Genomic DNA, 20,723 nt, shown 5'->3' on the forward strand with positions numbered 1-20,723 from the left:
TGGTGACTGTCAGATCAAGTTTGAGCTACTACATTATCCAACGCCATAGATGTCAACTCTCAGCTTATGTGGCAAGAGTGCAAAACCTCTACTAATCGTTCCCAGTATCCTGTATCACAACCATCTTCTAGTGCCCAAACCCATGCAAGAAGCGCTTGCACAAAACACCAATCAAGAATTCGCTGTGATGGTAATTCAAGAATTGTAGCAAAGCGACTGACGCGATTATGAATAATATGTGGAGCGTCTATATGATTCAGTAATTCTGGTATCGGATTGCGGATAAAAGCTGCTACTTCATATGCTGATTCGCCAATAACCCCTTTAGGATCGATCACCAACCAATTTTCGCCATTTTGCAAAATGTTATCGTGGTGGAGATCTCCATGGAGCAAAACATCTGCCTCAGAAGTTTGTAGCAGCTGATCTCGTAGCATTCTTGCTTTTTGAAGGTGTTCATCAGGAATAGACCAATCTTTATTCAACGCCGTAAGCCAATCTTTGATATGGGGGAACTTATGGGCGGAAGGAATATTTGCTTGATGCAGCTTTTTCATAACCTTGCATGCAATTTCAATAGATTCATGTTCTCTGTTTGGAAAATAGCCTTTAAGAGATGTACAAGGCACCGCTCTTTCCAAAAGTAACATGCCCTCATCTTCGGCCAATACCTTCACGGCACCACATCCTGCAAAGCACTTGAGCGCAAATGCTTCTTGCTTTAAACCTTCATTATCAAGTCCCAGTTTTAAAATGATATGGTTGCCGTCCTGAAATCCTGATAGCACATAATTGTAAGTAAGATTGGGGATTTTAAATTTTAAATCACGTAAATCTAGCTTTGAGGATGTTGCTGAGACAAGCTGAGGCAGTTCATTTAGCCAGATTTTGCCTTTTTCTCCGTAAATGCTGATGATATTAGATTGGAAGGTTGTCATAGACTCTCTTTCACAATAACATCGTAAGGCTCTGCCAGCTTATATTTTCTGGCTTTGTTAGAGTGGTCCACTATTTCTAAAAAACCACCTTCAACCCACTTTTTGCAAAGCGCAGCATTCGTTCTAGGCTGGAAGCCAAATAGATCGCCTATTTGCTTGGCTGTAACAACATCATATCCTTTAAATAATTCCAAGGCTTTGCGCTGTTTCGGATCTAAGGTGCGCAAAACTTGCGAATGATCTTTTTCGCCTTTCTCATTACTTGCAATCATTTGTGCAACAACTTTTTCAAAAGCAAAAGCCATCCCTTCCGTAAAATATTCCACCCAAGGGGTTATATCGCTTTCCGCCCTTCCAAAATAATAATTGTGAGATGGACCAATGCTGATAGCGCGATAATAGCCAAGTAAATTTTTAGCATAATATTCTTCAAGAGAATACAGGCCTTTTAAATCATACCCACCAAGGTGCAAGATTAGGGTCGTCAGTAACCTGCTTGTTCGTCCATTCCCATCGTAATAGGGGTGAATTGTTGCAAACTGGTAATGAGCAATCCCAGCGACAATGGGGCACGGTATCTCTTCATTTGCTTTGATCCATGACACTAAGTTGCGCATAAGCCCAGGTACATCTTTTGCTTCCGGCGGCATATAGACAATCGTTTCTGTTCCACTGTCCTTGATAACATTTTGTCCATCTCGGTAAGGTGTTGGTTTAATGCGCGTCCTTCCATCGCTCATTACAAGAGCATGCAAAGTTTGAATAATTTTTTCGGTAACGGGATGGTTTTGTGAGGCATATTGTTCTAATTGAGCGAGTGCAGCATAATAGCCCTTTACTTCATGTTCATCACGCTCTCTACCGGGGAAATGTCCTTTAAGGTGGATGACTTCTTTGATCTCCTCAGGTTTGAGCTTATTACCTTCTATCATCGTCGAATAATGCGTAGTATATAGTTTTGCCGTCTCACGCAGCGAGGCGAGAACTGTAGGATTAACAGGCAGTAACGTGACCTTTTCCTTCGCAGCCTCAATTCTCATCAGGCTTTTGGCGATGCTAGGGGTTATACTATACATGGGTTTAAAGTTTGTCGGCATGATGTAAGCTAAATATCAGTTTATATCTAATTATTTACTATGCTGATAAAAAGCGTATAAGTCAAGCATAACATGCCGATAAAAGAAACAGAATGATTTACCTTGCCCTCTAGGTTTCATATTTCGATACCTAAGGCTCATATCATGTACTTAAGATCACGCAAATAGAGAATTTATGGACACGATAATATTTTACAGAGATTCCAAAATCGTTCATTTGACACTCTCCAAGTACGACTCTATAATCGCCGCAGAGACTAAAAACATGACCATACCACCCCAGTTTGGAGTTGGTTAGGTTAGGGTTAACTGCTCTCCGCTAGTTATTTTATAAATTTTTACTTATTAGATTGTTTTGCGTCGAAAGAATAGTTTTAGTTTTCCTCCTTATTTTTTACTACTAAAATAATTTTCTAAAAATTGATGAGTTATTTCTTCTATAGTTCGAATATCTGTTTTTGGGAGTACGGATTTAGCATCCTGGACAGCCTGATTAAATTTTTTTTCAAAAAATGCAAAACTTCTAATATCTCTTTGGCGTAGAGGATAGTTTACATCTATTATTTGGTTTCTAATATTAGTAAATGTTTTAAGGTTTAATAATTCAATAAGTTTATTAAGACTTTCCGTAGATCCTTTTCCAAATTTTCTGCGTTTGCAAGCTACAGAACATAAATCTTTTAAATTTGTAGCTTGAGTAAATAAATTTCGCTTATCATTATTAGAAGAGCATTGAATTAATGCTTTTTTCAACATAGTAAAATCATCATCTTGATTTACATATTTTGCGATGGGAATATTTTTAAGACCGTATTTTTCAATTTTTAAGCGGTCACCATTAGGAAGGTTATTGACTTGCAATTTTATTGTTCCAGCTCTAGTAAATACCTCTCTATATATAGGTTTTTCGGGCAGCTCTTCCTTTTGGGGAGGTTTAATAAATAGACGTATTTTTTTATCCTTAGATTTTAAGTTAGTCAATCCAGATGGAGTTCTGAGCAAGTATTCATTATTTTCCACTTTCTCAAGCGTACTGTTATTAAATATTTTTTATAAAACATTTAATAACGGTAAGCTATTGTAATCATCACATATAATCTCTAGCTTTTTTCGATCGAATATTCTTTTAGCTTTATAATAACTGTCATTGTAATTGTCATCGTCATCGTCATCGTATTTTTTTAATATCCTTTCAGCATCATAGTAATCGTGATAGCTTACGTCATCGTCTTTATCGATGCGGAGCCGGGCTGTTGTATAGAGGATAAAAGTGTGTTCACCAAAATAAAAGTCAATTGTAACTTTTGTATTATAATGAAATTCTGGAATCATTGGCTTAAATGGCATTGCTTTTATGCAATGGGATGATATAAGAATTCCTACATTATTTATCCAATTAATATTAGATAGATCTATATGTTGATTTGTTGTATTCTGATGCAAAAAATCAAGTCTATTTGATATTTTATAATTACCAGGAACTGGATCTATTAAAACTACATTTAGGGTTAAATTAGGAATTTCTTTCAAAGGGTTGGTCTTACTGTTTTGAAGATTTTTTAAAATATGTAAGATAGTAATACTGCCTCTACTAAATCCTATAAGATTAATAGTTATTTGCTCATTTTTCTGATTTTGAGTAACGTCCTCAATATCGTAAATAAATCGCTTAGTATACTTACTAAGATTTGTAGCAAAGAGAAGTTCCATAGAGCTTTGCATACCTTGTCCTGTACCTAGTCCTTCGTATACCTTGAGTTTGTCAGGTCGATTCATAAAATCTAAATATGTTAGTATTAAAGAACGATCTTCTCGACTATCGCTAAGATTTATCCATGGATCGGAATCTAAGGAGAATATAGTATCGTCACCAGTTCCATTAAAGTAAAATGTATAATTCATAATTTCACCTATCTTAATATTGTAGCTCATTACTTGCTTAATAAATTAAACATTTTTTAGGCTTATTATTCAAGTCATTCTGTAAAGGCAATCGCATTTAAAAAAAAGTTGAAAATGTGAGACTTATAGTTACCTGGGTTATATCAACGACAAATTTTGAAAAAGTTATAGACCCTAGATTAAATCGTGCACAAAAAAGGTTTAATTTTAGAGCTTAAAAATCAAAGAGCGTTAGATGGTAAAAATGTTAGTTATTATATTGCTAGGGCATTAGGTATTAGGCGAGCAACTCCGCCAGTGTATAACTGGAATATCTTATAGAGTAATATTTATGCCGCAGTATTTAAATATTTTTTCTCATACAAAAATTTATTACGCTCAAGCAAGTATTTTTTTGTTCGGCCCCTTAGCTACTGTGGTGAGCAATTAGTTGCGAAAAATTAGAACCTTGCATAAGTTGATGATTATAATATAGTTTAATTTTAGCAGTTCTTATTAAAGTGCAGGCATAGTCTGAACAGGTATGGAAGATTTTATGGATAAAAATAGATTAGCGCTTCAGGAGTGAAAATGCTAAGATTATGCTAGCTAAAGCTAGAACACCTATGAATGCTTTTACTAATAACTTTAAAAAAGCTTTGAAACTAGTGAAAAAAATTAAAGAATTGATTAATAAAATAAGAAGCCTATGATTTCTTTAGAAACTGAGACCAAATATTATAATATAACTATACTGAGAGACCTTTTTAATGATTTGCTAGTCGTATGCGATTATGGTTCAAAGCTTACTAGATTCTCTCATAGAAAAAGTATACATGTAGCTTCTATAGCTGAGGCTAATTCTGTTATTAATAAAATTGTAAATATAAGAATAAAACGCGGGTATAGTGTAATATGAATTTAGATATTAATTCTCAATACTTTTTTAAAATCGCAAAAAGGTAAACACATCAATAGTGGCAATAAGCTAAGGTTATTTATAGAAACTTAGCTGGCTTGTACCTTTACATCGGATACACTTAATAATTTTATTACAAGTATTAGGAATAATTCCTATATACCATCACATAGTTCGAACCCTTTACTGTACTTAGCTGCAATTATTGAAACTGAAGTCAATAAAATAGTTACCTATTTTCGAAAAGAGTTTAGTATTTTCAAGCATTTTACTACTATAGCCAACCACGAGGATGACGTACTACTTTTTAGTATAGTTAGCTATATAAACTCGTAATTATTTTCTTGGTTTAAAACTTTATTCTGTTTTTCAAATATTACTAAAATATAAGTTTAAAATATACCCTTACACATGGTAATTTTAGTAGTTAAGTATCATATTTGAATTAAATCACTATAGTTTTAGTTGTGAGTGAGAGATTAAGTCATTAATATTATAACTAGCTATATCTTTGTGCTTTGCAAGGTGCTCTTCTAAAAGAGCAAAATCAGCATCAGCATAGGTACATAAATCACCTTTTTCATTGTAAATATCAACTTTTGCCCATACTGTGGTACGACCTTTACGGATAATAGTAGTTTTAAAGATATGTGTTGCTTTACTATATGTGGGTTTTAGATACTTTATATTTAGGTTACGTGTCATACAAAAGGATTTACTAACCTCTAACACGTGTTTACCAAGGATATCATCACATAGCAATGCTATCACACCACCGTGAATAACATTATCCCAACCAACATGGTGAGGCAAACACTTAAACTTAGTATAAAAGTGTTCTCCAATATGGTATAAGGGTAGTTGAATCCCAATAGGGTTTTTATCTATTGAACTAAAGCAGGTATAATCCCACGGGAATTCTATAGGTTTATAATCATCTAAATTTATCATGTTAAATAATCTCTAGTAGTTTTTATAAAAGTTAGTAAATTTAACCTTATCTATATAAGCAAATTTCGCTGCTTACTGCATAAGCTATAGCAACATACTTATCGCTAATGTGCGTTATATACATAATTTATAAATAAGGCAACATTATATGCTGCTATAACAAGTAGTATCGTATTATTAACTAACAACAAGCTTCAATAATACCTGCAGCCCCCATACCTGTACCAATACACATTGTAATCATTGCATATTTTTTGCCAGTACGACGTAAACCATGAAGCGCTTTTACGGCTAGAATGGTACCAGTTGCACCAAGAGGGTGCCCAAGAGCAATAGCACCACCACAAGGGTTAACTTTTTCTTGGTCAAGTTTAAGATCATTAATTACAGCTAATGATTGGGCAGCAAAAGCTTCATTTAATTCAATCCAGTCTATATCTTGTATTGTTAAACTAGTTTGCTTAAGTACCTTAGGAATAGCTTTAACTGGTCCAATACCCATAATACGAGGGTCAACACCAGCTACAGCAAATCCCAGAAATTTACCTAGAGGTTTTAAGTTGTGTTCTTTAAGATATTTCTCGCTAACTAAAACTACTGCAGCAGAACCATCAGATACTTGCGAGCTATTTCCAGCTGTTACAGAACCACCGTTTGCAAAAGCTGGTTTTAGCTTAGCTAGAGCTTCAAGTGAGGTATCTTTACGAGCACCTTCATCTACGGATATAGTTTCTTTATGGTTTATGATTTCGCCACTTTTCTCATTTGGCTTACGGTGATCTACATCTATCGGCAAAATCTCATCTTTAAAATAACCATTTTCGATAGCATAGATTGCTTTTTGGTGACTTTTAAGAGCAAAAGCATCTTGTTCTTGGCGAGAAACGTTCCAATCTTTAGCAACATTCTCAGCAGTAATTCCCATACCATATGCAATACCTACATTCTCATCTTTGGCAAAAATTTCTTTACTAAAAGACATTTTATTACCACCAAATGGAATCATACTCATGCTTTCTATACCAGCACCAATAGCAACATCCATATTGCCTTGAGCAATTTCGTTAGCAGCAATAGCAATAGATTGTAAGCCAGAACTGCAGTAGCGGTTAATTGTAAAAGCAGGGATAGTATCAGGTAACCCTGCTAAAAGTGAAGAAATTCTAGCTACATTTAGCCCTTGCTCAGCTTCTGGCATAGCACAACCAACCACTATATCGCCGATATCTTTAGGATTAATACCAGATTCAGCAACAGTTTTTTGTAAAACATCAGCTAATAATTCATCAGGACGTTTTTTTGCAAAACCACCTTTTTTGCCTTTTGTAACAGCAGAGCGTTTTGCAGCGACTATATATACGTTTTCACTCATGCGAATACTCCTTAAAATTAGTTTCTTAATGGCTTACCAGTTTCTAACATATGTTGCATACGCGCAGCACTTTTTTCTGAAGAGGCTAACTCAATAAAGTTTATTAGCTCTCTTTCTAATAACCAGCCCTCTGAAACCATAGTATCTTTTTCAATTTCTCCCCCACACATTGCATCAGCAAGATTTACAGCGATTTTATAATCATGTTCAGAGATTTGATTACCATCACGCATATTGACAAGTAAAGCCTTAATTGTAGCAATCCCTGTTTCACCAAAGACTTTAATTTTTTGTTTTAAAGGAGGTTGGTAGCCAACAAATGCCATTAATTGAGCTTTTTTGATAGCTACTGATAGAATTTCTTTAGTATTCATTACAACTATATCATCTTCGCGTAAAAAGCCCATTTCTTTAGCTTCACAAGCACTTTTAGCAACTTGTGCCATAGCTAAATTTTTATAGCGTCGCTCAAAGTCTTTCCATGGGTCTTGAGCTTGGCTAGCACGTTGCGCCATTTCTTTTGACCCGCCCCAGCCAGGGATAATCCCAACACCAGCTTCAACTAGTCCGATATAGCTTTCAAATGCAGCCACAGCAGCATCACTATGTAAAATAGTTTCACATCCACCACCAAATGCAAAACCTTTAACTGCAGTAACAACTGGAATTTTACTATAGCGTAATTTTTGCGTGATTATTTGATGACCTTTGCGAATAATCGATTCTATAGCATCTTTACCATTCATCATAAATTTCATGCCAAATTCTTCTAAGTTTGCCCCAACGGAAAAAACATCTTGTTCTTGCCAGATAACCATGGCTTGACATTTTTCTTCAGCGATATCAATTGCTTGAGATATTCCATCAAGAACATCATCACCAATTGCACACATTTTACTTTTGAATGATAAAATACCAACTCCTTTGTAGTCAGTAATTTGCCATAATTTGACACCTTCATTTTCAAATAAGGTTTCAATATCAAGTGTGCTATGCTCACCAACAACCATTTCTGGAAATAATTGGCGCTGATATACAGGTAATTTATCACGCAGCACTAACTCATTATCAGTAAAGCTAAATTCTTTATTATCGACATAAACTCCAGTTTCTAGTTTATCAACCCATTTTGGTAATGGTTGATTAGATAAAGTTTTACCCGCAGATATTTCTTCTTTTAACCAGCCACTAACCTTTTGCCATCCAGCTAGCTGCCAAATTTCAAATATCCCTTGTTTCCATCCAAAGCCCCAGCGGATAGCAAAATCCATATCTTTGGGATAGTTGCATATATCACCAACCAGAACAGTAGCATAGTGAAACATTTCTCTAAAACATGCCCATACAAATTGAGCTTGAGAATTTTTACTATTTTTTAACGCTTCTAGCTTTTTACCCCAATCTTTCTCTGCAAGGATTTCAGATACTTCTTTATCAGCTTTTTTCTCAGAAGTTCGATACTGTTGTGTTTCTAAATCTAGGACTTTTATACTGCCATTTTCTTTGATATATAGACCTTTTTGGGTTTTTTGTCCTAGAGAGCCTTTATCAATCAGTGATTTGATCCAGCTAGGAGTTTGGTATAGCTGTTCCCAACCATCTTCTAAGTTGTCTTTCATTGTGTCAATAACATGCGAAAGTACATCTAGTCCTACTAAGTCTGCTGTACGATAAGTAGCACTTTTTGCACGACCTAGCTTCTTACCAGTTAGGTAATCGACAACCTCAAGAGGGATATTCATTTTTTCTGTGTAGTGACATGTTACTAGCATTGAAAATACACCTAAACGGTTAGCTATAAAGTTAGGCGTGTCTTTAGCACGAATTATGCTTTTACCAAGTTTTGTTGTTAAAAAAGTTTCTAATTTATCTAATACATCTGTATTTGTAGTAGAATGAGGAATTAATTCTACTAAAGGCATGTATCTTGGAGGATTAAAGAAATGCACTCCACAGAAATTTACCTTTATATCTTCTGGAAGAAAATTTGCTAAAGTGGCAATACTTAGTCCAGAAGTATTACTTGCTAGAATAGCATTTGGATTAATATAAGTAGCAATTTTATTATATAGTTTTTCTTTAATATCTAAACGTTCTGCAACAGCTTCAATTATTAAATCGCAATCTTCTAAAAGAGACAGGTTATCATCATAGTTTGCTGGGGTTATATATTTAATAGAATCTTCTGAGCCAAAAGGAGCTGGGTTAAGCTTAGTTAATTTTTGCAATGCTTCATTGACTATAGAGTTTGGTTCACTTTCTTTTGATTTTAAATCAAATAACACTACTGGAAATCTAGCATTAGCAAAATGAGCTGCAATTTGCGAACCCATAACACCAGCTCCAAGTACAGCAATTTTATCAATAGCTTTACGTTGAGACTCTCTAGAAATAGGTTCTGGTTTTACTGTAGTAGCTGGTTCGGAGCTACCTTCCTGAATTATAGTTTCCTCTTCAGGTAAATATTCAGAGCCAAAAACTTTTAGATACTCACGCATGGCGTTTTCTTTACTCATTCCTTTAACTGAATTCCATGCCATCCATTTTGCACGTTCGACCATCCTAAACGCAGATGGAGCTTTGCTTTGGATGTCTCCTTCAGTTGCTTGTTTGTAAAAAGCATAGAGTTTTAGTTTTTGATTGTTATCTGGTTTAAAATCAATGGTTGCATCCCGCACTGCTTGAACCATTTCATTGAATTTTTGCTCTAAAATTGACATATTTCTCTCCTTTTTAAGGTTTTTCTTTCTGCCATTCAGGATGTGCGTTTTTAGGTCCTAAAGCATAATCGTCAAACTCATCGGTTTGGATGACGTTATTAACCTTAGCTAACATTTCTTTAACTTTATTTAACTCATCAGAAGTGATAATTTTTTGCTCATAAGCCTCTTCGGTCACTGCTGTCCAAGTCATTTTTGGTAATTTATCCGCTTTGATAGCTTGGATAACCTTATGTTTAATTGGTATAGTCTCTAATATTGTCAGATAAGCATTTTCAACTCTGCCAGTTGGATCTTGATCATCATTCGGGATATAACATCTAGTTTTCATCCAGTTACGAGTTGCACTATTTGTAGAAAGTTCTTTACAGATTTCAGCTTCAAGTTTATCAGAAGGCTTTTTGAATTTTTTACCATATGGAAATACAAAAAATTTCATTTTTAAAGCTAAAATCTTAATAGGAAAATTTCTAAATAAATCCAGCATAGCTTGTTGTGCTTGGTATAAGCAATATTGTAAACTCCAATGTACAAAAGCATCATCAGTTTCAGGTTCACCTATATCTTTGTAAAATTTTAATACAGCACAAGCCATATATAGATAGCTCATAATATCTCCTAGACGTGCGGATAATCTTTCTTTTCTTTTTAATCCGCCACCTAATACAATAAGTGATAAATCATTAATATATGCATAAGCTGTGCTCATGTGGGTAATATATTTGTAATAGTGTTTAAACTTACTTTGATATCCTTTAGCAGTAATTCCTCCTGTTAAACCATACCAAAGAGTTCTAGAGCTATTACCAAGCGTATAACAAATATGCTTTTTCATAAGACTGCTAAACTCTTTTTGTCCAAGTTCTTCATCTAAATTCATCAAGCTTTCAGCTTCAGCACGTATGTATGGGTGACAACGCATAGCTCCTTGACCAAAGATCATTAAGTTACGTGTCATAATGTTTGCACCCTCAACAGTAATGCCTATTGGTGTTGCCATGTAGGGAATAGCTAAATAGTTATTTTTCCCCATAATTATTGCTCGTCCACCATGAATATCCATAGCATTATTAATTGTTGTACGACCCATTTCAGTTAAATGATATTTAGCAATAGCAGAGGCAACTGATGGTGAGATACCAGCATCAACAGCAGATACAGTAAACTCACGCGTTGCATTTGCTAAATATGCCAGACCACCAATTTCAGCTAATTTCTCTTGGACACCGTCAAAGTGTGCAATAGGTACTTTAAATTGTTCTCTTACGTTACTATATGCAGATGTGATTATAGCTGACATAAGTGTGTTAGCAGAGCCACATGCAGGTAAAGAAATTGACCTGCCAATAGATAAACATTCCACTAGCATTCGCCAACCCTCTCCAGCCATTTTCTGCCCACCAATAATCCAATCTATAGGAATAAAAGCTTCTTTAGCTTTGATATAACCATTCATGAAAGCCTGCCCCAGTGGAAAACCTCGTTTGCCAATTTCTAAACCTTCGTGATCGTGAGGTAATAGTGCACACGTGATACCTTCTTCGCCAGTGCCACCTAATAAATCTTCAGGGTCTTGTAATTGAAATGCTAAGCCTACTAAAGTTGCAACAGGTGCTAATGTGATATAACGTTTATTAATATTTTCTAGCCTAATACCTAGGACTTTTTTTCCATTATGCTCACCATAGCAAACAACTCCTTTATCAGGTAAAGATGTTGCATCAGAACCAGCAGTTGGACCTGTTAGAGCAAAGCAAGGGATTTCTTGACCAGCAGCTAAACGAGGTAAGTAATATTTTTTTTGTGCATCTGTACCGTAATGATGCAGAAGCTCTCCAGGACCTAGAGAATTAGGTACCATGACAGTGATTGCTGCAGTAACACTTTTTGTCGCAATTCTCATGACTATTTCTGAATGTGCTGCTGCTGAAAAGCCTTTGCCTCCGTACTCTTTGCTAGTAACTAGACCAAAAAAACCTTTTTCTCTTATAAATTTCCAAGTTTCTTTTGTTAGATCTTTATCTACATAATTGATTTTCCAGTCATCTAACATATCACAGAGTTGTGTGGTTTCATTTTCTAAGAAAGATTTTTCTTCTTCTGATAAGCTGAATTTCTGTAAGTTATGGAGTTTCTCAAAATCAGGTTTACCTTGAAAAATATCCTGTTCAAACCAGCTATCACCAGCATTTAATGCAGTTTGCTCAGTTTTAGAAATTGTAGGCATTGATTTTCTAGCCTTTTTGTATATTACATTAAATAAACTATTTAACATCTTCTTGACTCCTTAAACAAAACTTTAAAAACCTTCTATTTATACTTCTGAGCTTCTTGCTGTAACAATTTAATGTCTATTTTTCCAACAGTATTCTTAGGAAGTTCATCCTTAAAAATGATTTTTCTCGGTAGTTTATAATGTGCAAGCTTAGTAGTACAGTAAGAGATAATTTCTTTTTCTGTTAATTTTTGGTGCGGTTTTAGTACTACAAATGCCACGGGCATTTCACCAGTCTCTACCGAAGGTATACCCACAACAGCAGCATCTTGTATTTCATGTTTATCAATAAGAGCTAACTCAATTTCTTTAGGGAAAACATTAAACCCTGAAACAATAATCATATGTTTTATCCTTCCTGAGATAACCAAGCGTCCTAATTCATCGAGGTATCCCATATCCCCTGTTTTTAACCAGCCATCATCAGTAAAGTGCTCCTTGTTGATTTCTGGCAAACTCCAAAATCCAGGAGATTTTTGAGGTCCTGTAACCAAGATTTCACCAGTTTTTCCCTGAGGAAGTTCATTACCTTTTTCATCATATATTCTGATATCTGTATTTGGTAGGTGATATCCAACGGTACCATTAAACTCAGAATCTTCGAGTGAGTTTACAGTGACAACCGGTGACATTTCAGATAAGCCATAGCCTTCTTTGATATTCACACCTGTAACTTTTTTCCATTCATCTGCTACTGCTTTGACGGTTGACATCCCACCACTTATAGAAAGCTTGAAATTAGGGAAGTTACTTTTTCTAAACTTTTTATTATTTAGTAACGCAACATAAAGGGTGTTAACCCCAAAAATAGTTGAGAAGTTGCTTTTTCTCATTTGGTTTACTAGCCCATTAATATCTCTTGGGTTTGGGATTAGAATCTGTAGAGCACCAGAAAAATAGAAAAGAAATAAATTAGCTGTGAGACTAAAAATATGATAAATAGGTAGGGTAGTTAATACAATTTGTTCACTAAGTTTAATATTAAAGCCTTCTGTCCATGCTTTGATTTGATATATATTAGCAACGATATTCTTATGTAAAAGAATAGTTCCTTTGGGTGTACCTGTTGTACCACTAGAGTATTGCAAGGCTACCATATCATCGGGAGCCACCTCTATTTTAGAGTAGTCAGGTTTATAATCTGCTTTTATGGCATTAGAGAACGAGTCAAACTTATCTTTTGAATATTTATCTTTCATACCTTTAGTATATTTAGCTACAAAAGAAATTATTTGTTTTCTTGGAGTAGAATATAAATCTGCGATATGTGTAACCATCATATGCGTAAGGTCTTCACATTCGGCAGCAATTGCTTCCACAGTATGTGCTAATGATGAGAGTACGATAATTGCTTTTGCTTTTGAATCCTTAAGAATTCCTTTGACTTCTTTACTTGTATAAAGAGGGTTGATGTTTACGAAAACGCAGCCTAATTTTATTAACGCAAAAATAATAATAGGAAACTGTAGTAGATTTGGTAACATAATGGCGATATGTTGACCTTTTTTTACTTCCCATTTATGTTGTAGGTATCCTGCAAACATATCAGAATATTCATCAATTTGTTTAAAGCTTAGCTTTTGACCTTGACATATAAAAGCTTCACGAGAGGAGAAGTTTTCAACTACTATTTTAAGCATATCACTTAAAGTGATCTCAGGGATTTTGATATGGCTTGGAACTTCTTTAGGGTAATTCTTATAATTTGACTTAGATATCATAAAACTCCTATCTTTTTTAACAAGTAAATGATCATTTTTATGCTATTGAGCTTGATCTTTGAAGCATAGCCCTAGTTACATATTAAAGTATTGGATAATGTTTGTCATTAAAATGTTTGTATACAGTTATTTTCGTGCTCGGTTTCTGAGCGTAGTCGAAGTATGATTAGTTTCGCTACTTACTATGTAAGTTTTAGCGACATACTTTTTTCATCGCAAAAAAAGTATGCAAAAATGCCTAGCACATGCTATCGCTTAGTTGTATGCCATTGGCAACTACAAAACTCGCGATGCTCAAACAGTTGTAGTTGCTATTTCAATGGCTTAACAACTGCTAAACGCAAATGTGCTTTAAAAGACACAAGCACCAAGCAATAGACTGCTAAAACGATCTATTCTTAACTTGTACCAAACACATACTTTAACTAAAAAGCCAATTCTATTTATATTCATCTTGATGTTTTAAGTAGTAATCTCTAGGATTATGAAAGCTTGTTTGATTTCTACTATCACAAAAATTTTCTGTCTGCTTAGTATATGGTTGTAATACCTTCGTTTTATTTGCTATGGACTGTCGATAATATGCTGGAAAAGCAGCACAATAAACGCTTTTTAATTGCCTCTTTTTAAAATCCTCTAACAATTCATTGGTTGATGATTTATTAATATCATCGATTCTAAAATCCATAACTATAATTGGATTATCTAGAGCTTGTATTTTGAAATAATATGTACCATATTTCACAACATCACAATAGTGACAATTACCACCCAAATCATAATGTTTTTTATATTCATACTTATAATTTAATAATTTAAATGGCTGATTATATTCTTGTTTAAGGAGTTGCATAACTTCTTGCATAACTTGTTCTTGTTGCTGTTTTGTTGCTTTATCACTAAGCTTATTACCTAGCCATAATGATTTAGCACATGATGTGAGCAACATAATACTTAATAACAAAGTTAAAATAAAAAACTTTTTTGAAATCTTAGTTATCATCCTTAAATGCCTCTCTAAAACTTTGTATATCTTTATAATTTGCTGAAAACTTAAATATTTTTACATTTTTCTTATCGATCTGATTAGGAATTAAGTCACCGTTCTCAGCATATGTATTATACCTATACCAACTTATCTTATGTATAGTTAACCTTCTTAACAACTCAAATAAAAACTGTGGTACAGCTATTAATCCACTTGTTTGCTGTGGTATATAGTTATAGTAATTATTATTAATGTTTGTTGTTAACTTTATTGAATCACCTATTTGTGCTGACAACTCAGCTATTATATCGCCTTGCCTTATAAAATTCTTAATATTGTTTGCTATAAATTTAGCATTTCTTTGATACTTATGGATTAATCTGTCACTTAGTTCTTGCCAACTATTACATTTCCACTCTATACCCACATTACATACTTGAGAACGAAAACCCTTCCATAAGTTAATATCAGAATAATAATATTTATTTTTAAACCTAAAGCCAAAACTTGGATCAACCTCTGACTTAGTCCCAAAAGGCTCAAAACACTTAGTCGGAGCTAAGCTTAAGCCTTTTTTATAATCAAAAAATCTTATGCTTTGGATTTGCGCTATTGAGCCACCTAAACTATGACCGCTAAAACCGATACTTCTTACTTGGTATTGAGCTAATACTTCTTGTGTAAAATTTATACCTGCTATCATATGCGGAATTATTTCAGCACTTGGTATTAATTTACCGTGACCCATTTTTAAATCCGACCAATAATCCCAGGCTTTGTCAGTACCTCTATTAATAATATAAATACCTTTATTCTCTTTATCATTAACATTAGCCACTACAATTGCATAATAACTTGGTGCTGTACCAAAAAAATTTGATTGAGTCTTTGATACAAGATCTAAACTTGTAGCCACCAACTTATATTTTGCTAATACTGGATAGTAATTATGAGGGTATTGTTCTAAGGCATCTTTTACATCCGGGGATAAATTAAGTTCTTTATCTTCTATAACCTTACGTTTGTTTTCATAGAAAATATTAGCAAGTGAGGAATCCTTCAAATCTGGTGAATTAAGAGCAAAATCTAAAGCTCTACTTTCGTAAACCAACTCACAAAGCACGCTCGCATCTTTATCTGGCAAGTTTGTTAATATTTTATTTTCATAATGATCTATGGCTATACCATTATTATTCTTATATAGATGAAAACTCATTAAGCACCTTTATTATTTTAAAATAAGTTTTAAATTATTTATACTTAAAACTAAACAAAAATACAAGTAACATTTTTAATTTATTTGCTCTAGTTATTTTATATTTAAGTTTCTCCGAAATTATTGAATGAACGTACCTGTTAAGTTATAAGCTAATGAACTAATTTTATTAAGCTTTCTGAAACCATCATAAGGTCGTAGCTTGCAACAACTGTGTTCTCATATTTGATACGAGGTGCTCTTAGATCATGGATTATATTTGGAGTTTTTCATCTGCACGGTAATTATATAAGGGTTTTATGATCGATTGGCTTATGTAATTAATTAGATAACAAAGCCTTTAGAAGCATTGTTTATGTTAAAATAACTCTAAGAAAGAGTTTCAAATCAAATAGTGAATATATATGCAATTTGCATTTTTAAACAGTAATAAGTATGCAGCAATTAATGCTATGAAAGCTACATTAGGTGTAGCGATAGCTTATTTAGTAGGTTTCTACTTGGGTGATTTTTTTGAAGTTAAACAAATGTATTTATGGATGGTAATAACTGTATTAGTAGTCATGTCGACTCAGCCAAACTTAGGAGGGGCTTTGGATAAAGCACTTATGAGGTTTTTAGGTACTGTAGCTGGTGCGATAATAGCTATGATAATAACGGTATTTCTCGCTAATAAGTCTTTGCAAATAATTATGGTTTTACCCTTTTTGATGTTATCTGTATATTTTGCAGGAGCTTCATCAAAATATAGTTATGCTGGTACTCTTGCTGGTATAACAATAATAATTATTATCCTAAACGCTCGTCCCAGTGTTGAAATTGCAATCCAAAGAGCAGAGGAGATATCCCTAGGGATAGCTATAGCTTTGATGGTTAACCGTTTTGTTTTCCCTATAAGAGCTGAAACAAGAATAAAACAAAGCTATGTAAAAACTGTTTCACAAATTAGAGACTTTTTTGAAATTTTATTTATAGAGCGTAACCAGTCCCATCAAAAACTTAGAGAAAGTATCTTTCTTGAATTTACAAAACAGTTATCTTTACTAAAAGAGCTTAAATATGAAGGCTCTGCTAAAAGGGTCAGAGAATATGAGAAAATGGGCCTATATATACGCAGAATTTATAGATATATGATAGTTATGTATGAATATATTGAAGCTTCACTAGATCCTACACTAGTGGCTAAACTAGACCAAGAACCAGTATTTATAGCATTTAAAGACTATATCATGAAATCTTTATCAGATATTGTATATGATATTAAAAAACACAAAAGGATAAGTTATAAAGAACTATTAAAATTTGAAAAGCACATACGGCCATTAATAAAAGATGTTGAATTATTGAATGAAACAGACGCAAATTTTACCTTCTGTATCAAGATGTTTCTTAGCTCGGTGAAAAAGCTAGCAATTGAGCATAACTATATTTTGCAGATGTCTAAGCATTGATATCTTTACTGTTTTTAAGTAGTATTTATTCGATTTTTCTTTTTTAAAAAAAAATATAATAGAGAGTCTCTTATGAATTTACATTCAAAAAACGTAGTAATAGTAATACTTATCACTACGATTATAGTTGATATAATGGGTATAGGTTTAGTTTTCCCTATTATGCCTTCATTATTTTTTGATAATACTTGTATTACATTTGGTGACCCTAGTGGTAATTTCCAAAACTGGTATTATTCAATAGCGTTAGCGTGTTGGCCTTTGGGTCTAATGATAGGTTGTCCTGTTATTGGTGAATTATCTGACAAGTATGGGAGAAAAATTATCTTGATGGTAGCTCTTTTTGTAACTTGTTTGTCATATGCGTTATCTGCCTATGCTATTTATTCACATAACTATATTTTGTTTATAGCTAGTAGATTTATTAGTGGTTTGGCAGGCGGAGCATTTGAAATAGCTCAAGCTGCTGTTATAGATATTTCTACTGAAGAAGAAAAATCTAAAAACCTTGGATTTATAGCGATGGCAGGCTCTTTAGGTTTTGTGATAGGGCCGGTGATTACAAGTTTAGTTTCGACTTTGAATATAAGTCATACTTTGCCATTTTTTTTCGCTGGTGTTTTATCTTTTATAAATATGTTATTTATATATATAGCGATGCAGCGAGATTTGCCAAAAAACCCTGGTTTAGTTATAGAACTTGGTACTATTTATACGACTATATCTTTTTTGCTTTCAGATAAGCGTATAAGAGCTATCGGAGTAGTTTATCTTTTGGTGCAATGTGGTTGGGGATTTTATGGTCAAGGGGTAGCATTATTTTTAACACAAGCTTATAGCTATAGCGTATCAAAAGTCGGTATATTTTATGCTGTAATAGGTTTAGCAACGGCAATTGCAAGCTTAACTTTACAACCCAAAGTTTTTGCCAAGTTTTCTAACAACAATGCTTTTATATTGGCTGCTGTAGTATGCGGAGCATCTCTTATAAGTGTAGGCTTATTTCTAGGGGTAGAAAAATTACAGTGGTTAATAGGAATTATCTCATCAATGGCACAGCTAATTTGTTATACTGCATTATTGTCAATGATATCTTTTGCTGTTTCTGATAAAGAGCAAGGCAAAGCCATGGGTGCAGCGGGAGCTGGTTTTGGTCTAGCTTGGTTTTTAAATGATATTATGATGGGACATTTAGCGTCAGTTTCATCAACCTCACCTATTTCTTTTGGCGGAGGAATGTATTTTGTTGCTATTATAATATTTATATTAGCTACCAAAGTTTTGTATGAAAAGGTAAAATAGCTATCTACAACTTTATTAACAAAAGTATATAAATGCAGTTAGTTTCGCTTAAAAATATCAGTTTAAATTTTGGTACTCAGATAGTTCTTAACAATGTTAATCTAGAAATCACAAAAGGCCAAAGAATATGTCTTATTGGACGTAACGGCACAGGTAAATCGTCGTTGCTCAAAATTATTGAAAATAAAATTCAGCCTGATGGCGGGGAAGTTATTATTCACAATAATGCTGTAGTTTCAAGTATGATCCAGGAGGTTCCTGCAAGTATTCAAGGAAGTATAGCAGATGTTATATTATCTAGCTTAGATGAGGTTGGGGAGAAGCTCATAGCGTATCAGCAAACTTTAGCTAGTAATCCTAATTCACCAAAGTTGGAGAAGTTACATAAATATATAGATGAAAATCATGCTTGGAATTACTTAAATGATGTCGAGATTTTAGCATCCAAGTTAAAGCTAGACCCAAAAGCTATATTTAAAGATCTTTCTGGTGGGATGAAAAGAAGAGTTATATTAGCTAGAGCTTTAATTAAAAAGCCAGACCTGCTGTTATTAGATGAGCCAACAAACCACTTAGATATAGACTCGATAAAATGGTTAGAGGAATTTCTAGCTAATTTTAATGGAGCCATATTATTTATTACACATGATAGAAAGTTTTTAAATAATGTTGCTAAAAGTATAGTTGAGCTAGATAGAGGACACCTTTTTTCTTTTGAGGGGAACTATATTAAATTTTTGGAAAAAAAAGAACAGATTTTGCATGCTGAAGAAAAAGCTAATAGTGAATTTGATAAAAAATTAGCTCAAGAAGAAGCTTGGATACGTCAAGGTATAAAAGCTCGTCGTACAAGAAATGAGGGTAGAGTAAGAGCTTTAGAACAAATGCGTAAGGAGCTAAGCCAACGTAAACACAAAGTTGGTAAGGTTGATATTGGCACATCTCATGTTAAAACTTCATCAAAAAAGATAATACAAGCTGATAATCTAGGCTTCAAATATCGTTCAGAATATTTATTTAAAAACTTTTCTACAGAAATTCATCGTGGTGACAAAATAGCAATCCTTGGGCAAAATGGTTGTGGTAAAAGTACGCTTTTAAACTGCTTGTTAGGAACTTTATCACCAACTGAGGGTATTATTTCTCATGCGGATAATTTAAAAGTTGCTTATTTTGATCAGCTAAGAGACCAGCTAGACGAGAAACTAAGCGTAGTAGATAATGTAAAAGAAGGGTCTGATTTTATCAACATTGGAGGTAAAGAGGTTCATATTATTACATATTTACAAAAGTTTTTATTTACCCCTGATAGGTTACATGCACCTATAACACATCTATCAGGTGGTGAGAAAAATCGTCTTTTATTAGCTAAAATATTATCAAAGCCTAGTAATGTTATTGTTCTAGATGAGCCAACAAATGATTTGGACATCGAAACTCTAGAAATATTAGAGGAGCTACTTATAAACTATCAAGGTACAATACTCTTAGTAAGTCATGATCGAGAATTTATAAATAATGTTGCTACTAGCACAATAGTTTTTGAGAACGGTAAGCTTGAGGAGTATGTTGGTGGGTATGATGATTGGTTATCTCAATGTAAAGCCACCATCAATAAAACAAATAATAATCAGGCAAAAGATAATAAAGAAGCTAGTAACTTAAATAAGCTTAGCTATGAACAGAGAAAGATTTTACGTAACTTGCCTAGTCAAATAGAAAAACTAGAGGCTAGTATTTCAGAGATAGAAAATCAAATGGGTGAAATGGAGTTTTATCAAAAAAGCCAGTCTGAAATCAAAGTAATACAACAAAAGCTTGATAAACTTAACACTGAATTAGAACAAAAGTATACCCTTTGGGAAGAGCTTTTAGAGTTAGAAAAGTGTTAA

The 20,723-nt window shown here is 33.7% G+C and carries 16 protein-coding genes; 5 read left to right on the top strand and 11 right to left on the bottom strand.

The window, feature by feature from the left end; genetic code table 11:
• Positions 1-59: 59 nt before the first annotated feature.
• The 4 genes from FRA_RS02015 to FRA_RS02030 form a co-directional block, all read right to left on the bottom strand.
• On the bottom strand, positions 60-938 hold the full coding sequence (locus FRA_RS02015; RefSeq protein ID WP_035721430.1) for an aminoglycoside phosphotransferase family protein: 879 nt from the start codon (positions 936-938) through the stop codon (positions 60-62).
• A complete protein-coding gene (locus FRA_RS02020; protein WP_321174141.1) occupies positions 935-1,978 on the bottom strand; it encodes a Fic family protein in 1,044 nt (347 codons plus the stop codon). The genes FRA_RS02015 and FRA_RS02020 overlap by 4 nt, the downstream gene beginning before the upstream one ends.
• Before the next feature lie 444 nt (positions 1,979-2,422).
• Positions 2,423-3,055: a hypothetical protein gene (locus FRA_RS02025; protein ID WP_035721436.1), complete on the bottom strand. Its 633-nt coding sequence runs from the start codon at positions 3,053-3,055 to the stop codon at positions 2,423-2,425.
• 30 nt (positions 3,056-3,085) lie between these two features.
• Positions 3,086-3,937, bottom strand: coding sequence for a hypothetical protein (locus FRA_RS02030; protein ID WP_035721439.1), 852 nt, complete (start codon positions 3,935-3,937; stop codon positions 3,086-3,088).
• A 186-nt stretch (positions 3,938-4,123) separates the two neighbouring features.
• Between FRA_RS02030 and FRA_RS02035 the strand changes: the two genes are divergently transcribed.
• A complete protein-coding gene (locus FRA_RS02035) occupies positions 4,124-4,258 on the top strand; it encodes a hypothetical protein (RefSeq protein ID WP_321174143.1) in 135 nt (44 codons plus the stop codon).
• 367 nt (positions 4,259-4,625) lie between these two features.
• The gene (locus FRA_RS02040; protein WP_035721442.1) at positions 4,626-4,835 is read left to right on the top strand and encodes a hypothetical protein; all 210 of its coding nucleotides are present in this window, start codon (positions 4,626-4,628) and stop codon (positions 4,833-4,835) included.
• Between the two features lie 453 nt (positions 4,836-5,288).
• Here the strand turns inward: FRA_RS02040 and FRA_RS02045 are convergent, their stop codons facing one another.
• The 7 genes from FRA_RS02045 to FRA_RS02075 all read right to left on the bottom strand — a co-directional run bounded on the left by FRA_RS02045 (position 5,289) and on the right by FRA_RS02075 (position 16,078).
• On the bottom strand, positions 5,289-5,786 hold the full coding sequence (locus FRA_RS02045; protein WP_035721445.1) for a PaaI family thioesterase: 498 nt from the start codon (positions 5,784-5,786) through the stop codon (positions 5,289-5,291).
• Positions 5,787-5,967: 181 nt separating this feature from the next.
• The gene (locus FRA_RS02050) at positions 5,968-7,158 is read right to left on the bottom strand and encodes an acetyl-CoA C-acyltransferase (protein WP_035721448.1); all 1,191 of its coding nucleotides are present in this window, start codon (positions 7,156-7,158) and stop codon (positions 5,968-5,970) included.
• 17 nt (positions 7,159-7,175) lie between these two features.
• The gene (locus tag FRA_RS02055; protein WP_035721451.1) at positions 7,176-9,878 is read right to left on the bottom strand and encodes an acyl-CoA-binding protein; all 2,703 of its coding nucleotides are present in this window, start codon (positions 9,876-9,878) and stop codon (positions 7,176-7,178) included.
• 13 nt (positions 9,879-9,891) lie between these two features.
• Complete coding sequence (locus tag FRA_RS02060) at positions 9,892-12,153, bottom strand: acyl-CoA dehydrogenase (RefSeq protein WP_035721454.1); 2,262 nt, start codon at positions 12,151-12,153, stop codon at positions 9,892-9,894.
• A 35-nt stretch (positions 12,154-12,188) separates the two neighbouring features.
• The gene (locus FRA_RS02065; RefSeq protein WP_035721457.1) at positions 12,189-13,874 is read right to left on the bottom strand and encodes a long-chain-fatty-acid--CoA ligase; all 1,686 of its coding nucleotides are present in this window, start codon (positions 13,872-13,874) and stop codon (positions 12,189-12,191) included.
• A 439-nt stretch (positions 13,875-14,313) separates the two neighbouring features.
• Positions 14,314-14,877, bottom strand: a complete 564-nt coding sequence (locus FRA_RS02070) for a hypothetical protein (protein ID WP_035721461.1) — start codon at positions 14,875-14,877, stop codon at positions 14,314-14,316.
• Positions 14,867-16,078 carry an alpha/beta hydrolase family protein gene (locus FRA_RS02075; RefSeq protein WP_464110830.1) on the bottom strand — a complete coding sequence of 404 codons (1,212 nt, stop codon included), beginning with the start codon at positions 16,076-16,078 and terminating at the stop codon, positions 14,867-14,869. The genes FRA_RS02070 and FRA_RS02075 overlap by 11 nt, the downstream gene beginning before the upstream one ends.
• 404 nt (positions 16,079-16,482) lie before the next feature.
• On the opposite strand from FRA_RS02075, the gene FRA_RS02080 reads away from it, so the two are divergent.
• The 3 genes from FRA_RS02080 to FRA_RS02090 all read left to right on the top strand — a co-directional run bounded on the left by FRA_RS02080 (position 16,483) and on the right by FRA_RS02090 (position 20,723).
• On the top strand, positions 16,483-17,529 hold the full coding sequence (locus FRA_RS02080; protein WP_035721467.1) for an FUSC family protein: 1,047 nt from the start codon (positions 16,483-16,485) through the stop codon (positions 17,527-17,529).
• 72 nt (positions 17,530-17,601) lie between these two features.
• Positions 17,602-18,831, top strand: a complete 1,230-nt coding sequence (locus tag FRA_RS02085) for an MFS transporter (protein ID WP_035721469.1) — start codon at positions 17,602-17,604, stop codon at positions 18,829-18,831.
• Between the two features lie 32 nt (positions 18,832-18,863).
• Entirely contained in the window at positions 18,864-20,723 is a 1,860-nt protein-coding gene (locus FRA_RS02090) for an ATP-binding cassette domain-containing protein (protein WP_035721470.1), read from the top strand.

The sequence above is a fragment of the Allofrancisella heilbronnii genome (assembly GCF_000710735.2).
In the GTDB taxonomy this organism is placed as follows: Bacteria; Pseudomonadota; Gammaproteobacteria; order Francisellales; family Francisellaceae; genus Francisella; species Francisella frigidaquae.

Coding starts and splice junctions, on each gene's coding strand:
- FRA_RS02045 (WP_035721445.1), bottom strand. CDS start 5,786: ATGATAAATTTAGATGATTATAAACCTATAGAATTCCCGTGGGATTAT.
- FRA_RS02055 (WP_035721451.1), bottom strand. CDS start 9,878: ATGTCAATTTTAGAGCAAAAATTCAATGAAATGGTTCAAGCAGTGCGG.
- FRA_RS02090 (WP_035721470.1), top strand. CDS start 18,864: ATGCAGTTAGTTTCGCTTAAAAATATCAGTTTAAATTTTGGTACTCAG.
- FRA_RS02085 (WP_035721469.1), top strand. CDS start 17,602: ATGAATTTACATTCAAAAAACGTAGTAATAGTAATACTTATCACTACG.
- FRA_RS02015 (WP_035721430.1), bottom strand. CDS start 938: ATGACAACCTTCCAATCTAATATCATCAGCATTTACGGAGAAAAAGGC.
- FRA_RS02070 (WP_035721461.1), bottom strand. CDS start 14,877: ATGATAACTAAGATTTCAAAAAAGTTTTTTATTTTAACTTTGTTATTA.
- FRA_RS02060 (WP_035721454.1), bottom strand. CDS start 12,153: ATGTTAAATAGTTTATTTAATGTAATATACAAAAAGGCTAGAAAATCA.
- FRA_RS02050 (WP_035721448.1), bottom strand. CDS start 7,158: ATGAGTGAAAACGTATATATAGTCGCTGCAAAACGCTCTGCTGTTACA.
- FRA_RS02080 (WP_035721467.1), top strand. CDS start 16,483: ATGCAATTTGCATTTTTAAACAGTAATAAGTATGCAGCAATTAATGCT.
- FRA_RS02075 (WP_464110830.1), bottom strand. CDS start 16,078: ATGAGTTTTCATCTATATAAGAATAATAATGGTATAGCCATAGATCAT.
- FRA_RS02020 (WP_321174141.1), bottom strand. CDS start 1,978: ATGAGAATTGAGGCTGCGAAGGAAAAGGTCACGTTACTGCCTGTTAAT.
- FRA_RS02040 (WP_035721442.1), top strand. CDS start 4,626: ATGATTTCTTTAGAAACTGAGACCAAATATTATAATATAACTATACTG.
- FRA_RS02030 (WP_035721439.1), bottom strand. CDS start 3,937: ATGAATTATACATTTTACTTTAATGGAACTGGTGACGATACTATATTC.
- FRA_RS02065 (WP_035721457.1), bottom strand. CDS start 13,874: ATGATATCTAAGTCAAATTATAAGAATTACCCTAAAGAAGTTCCAAGC.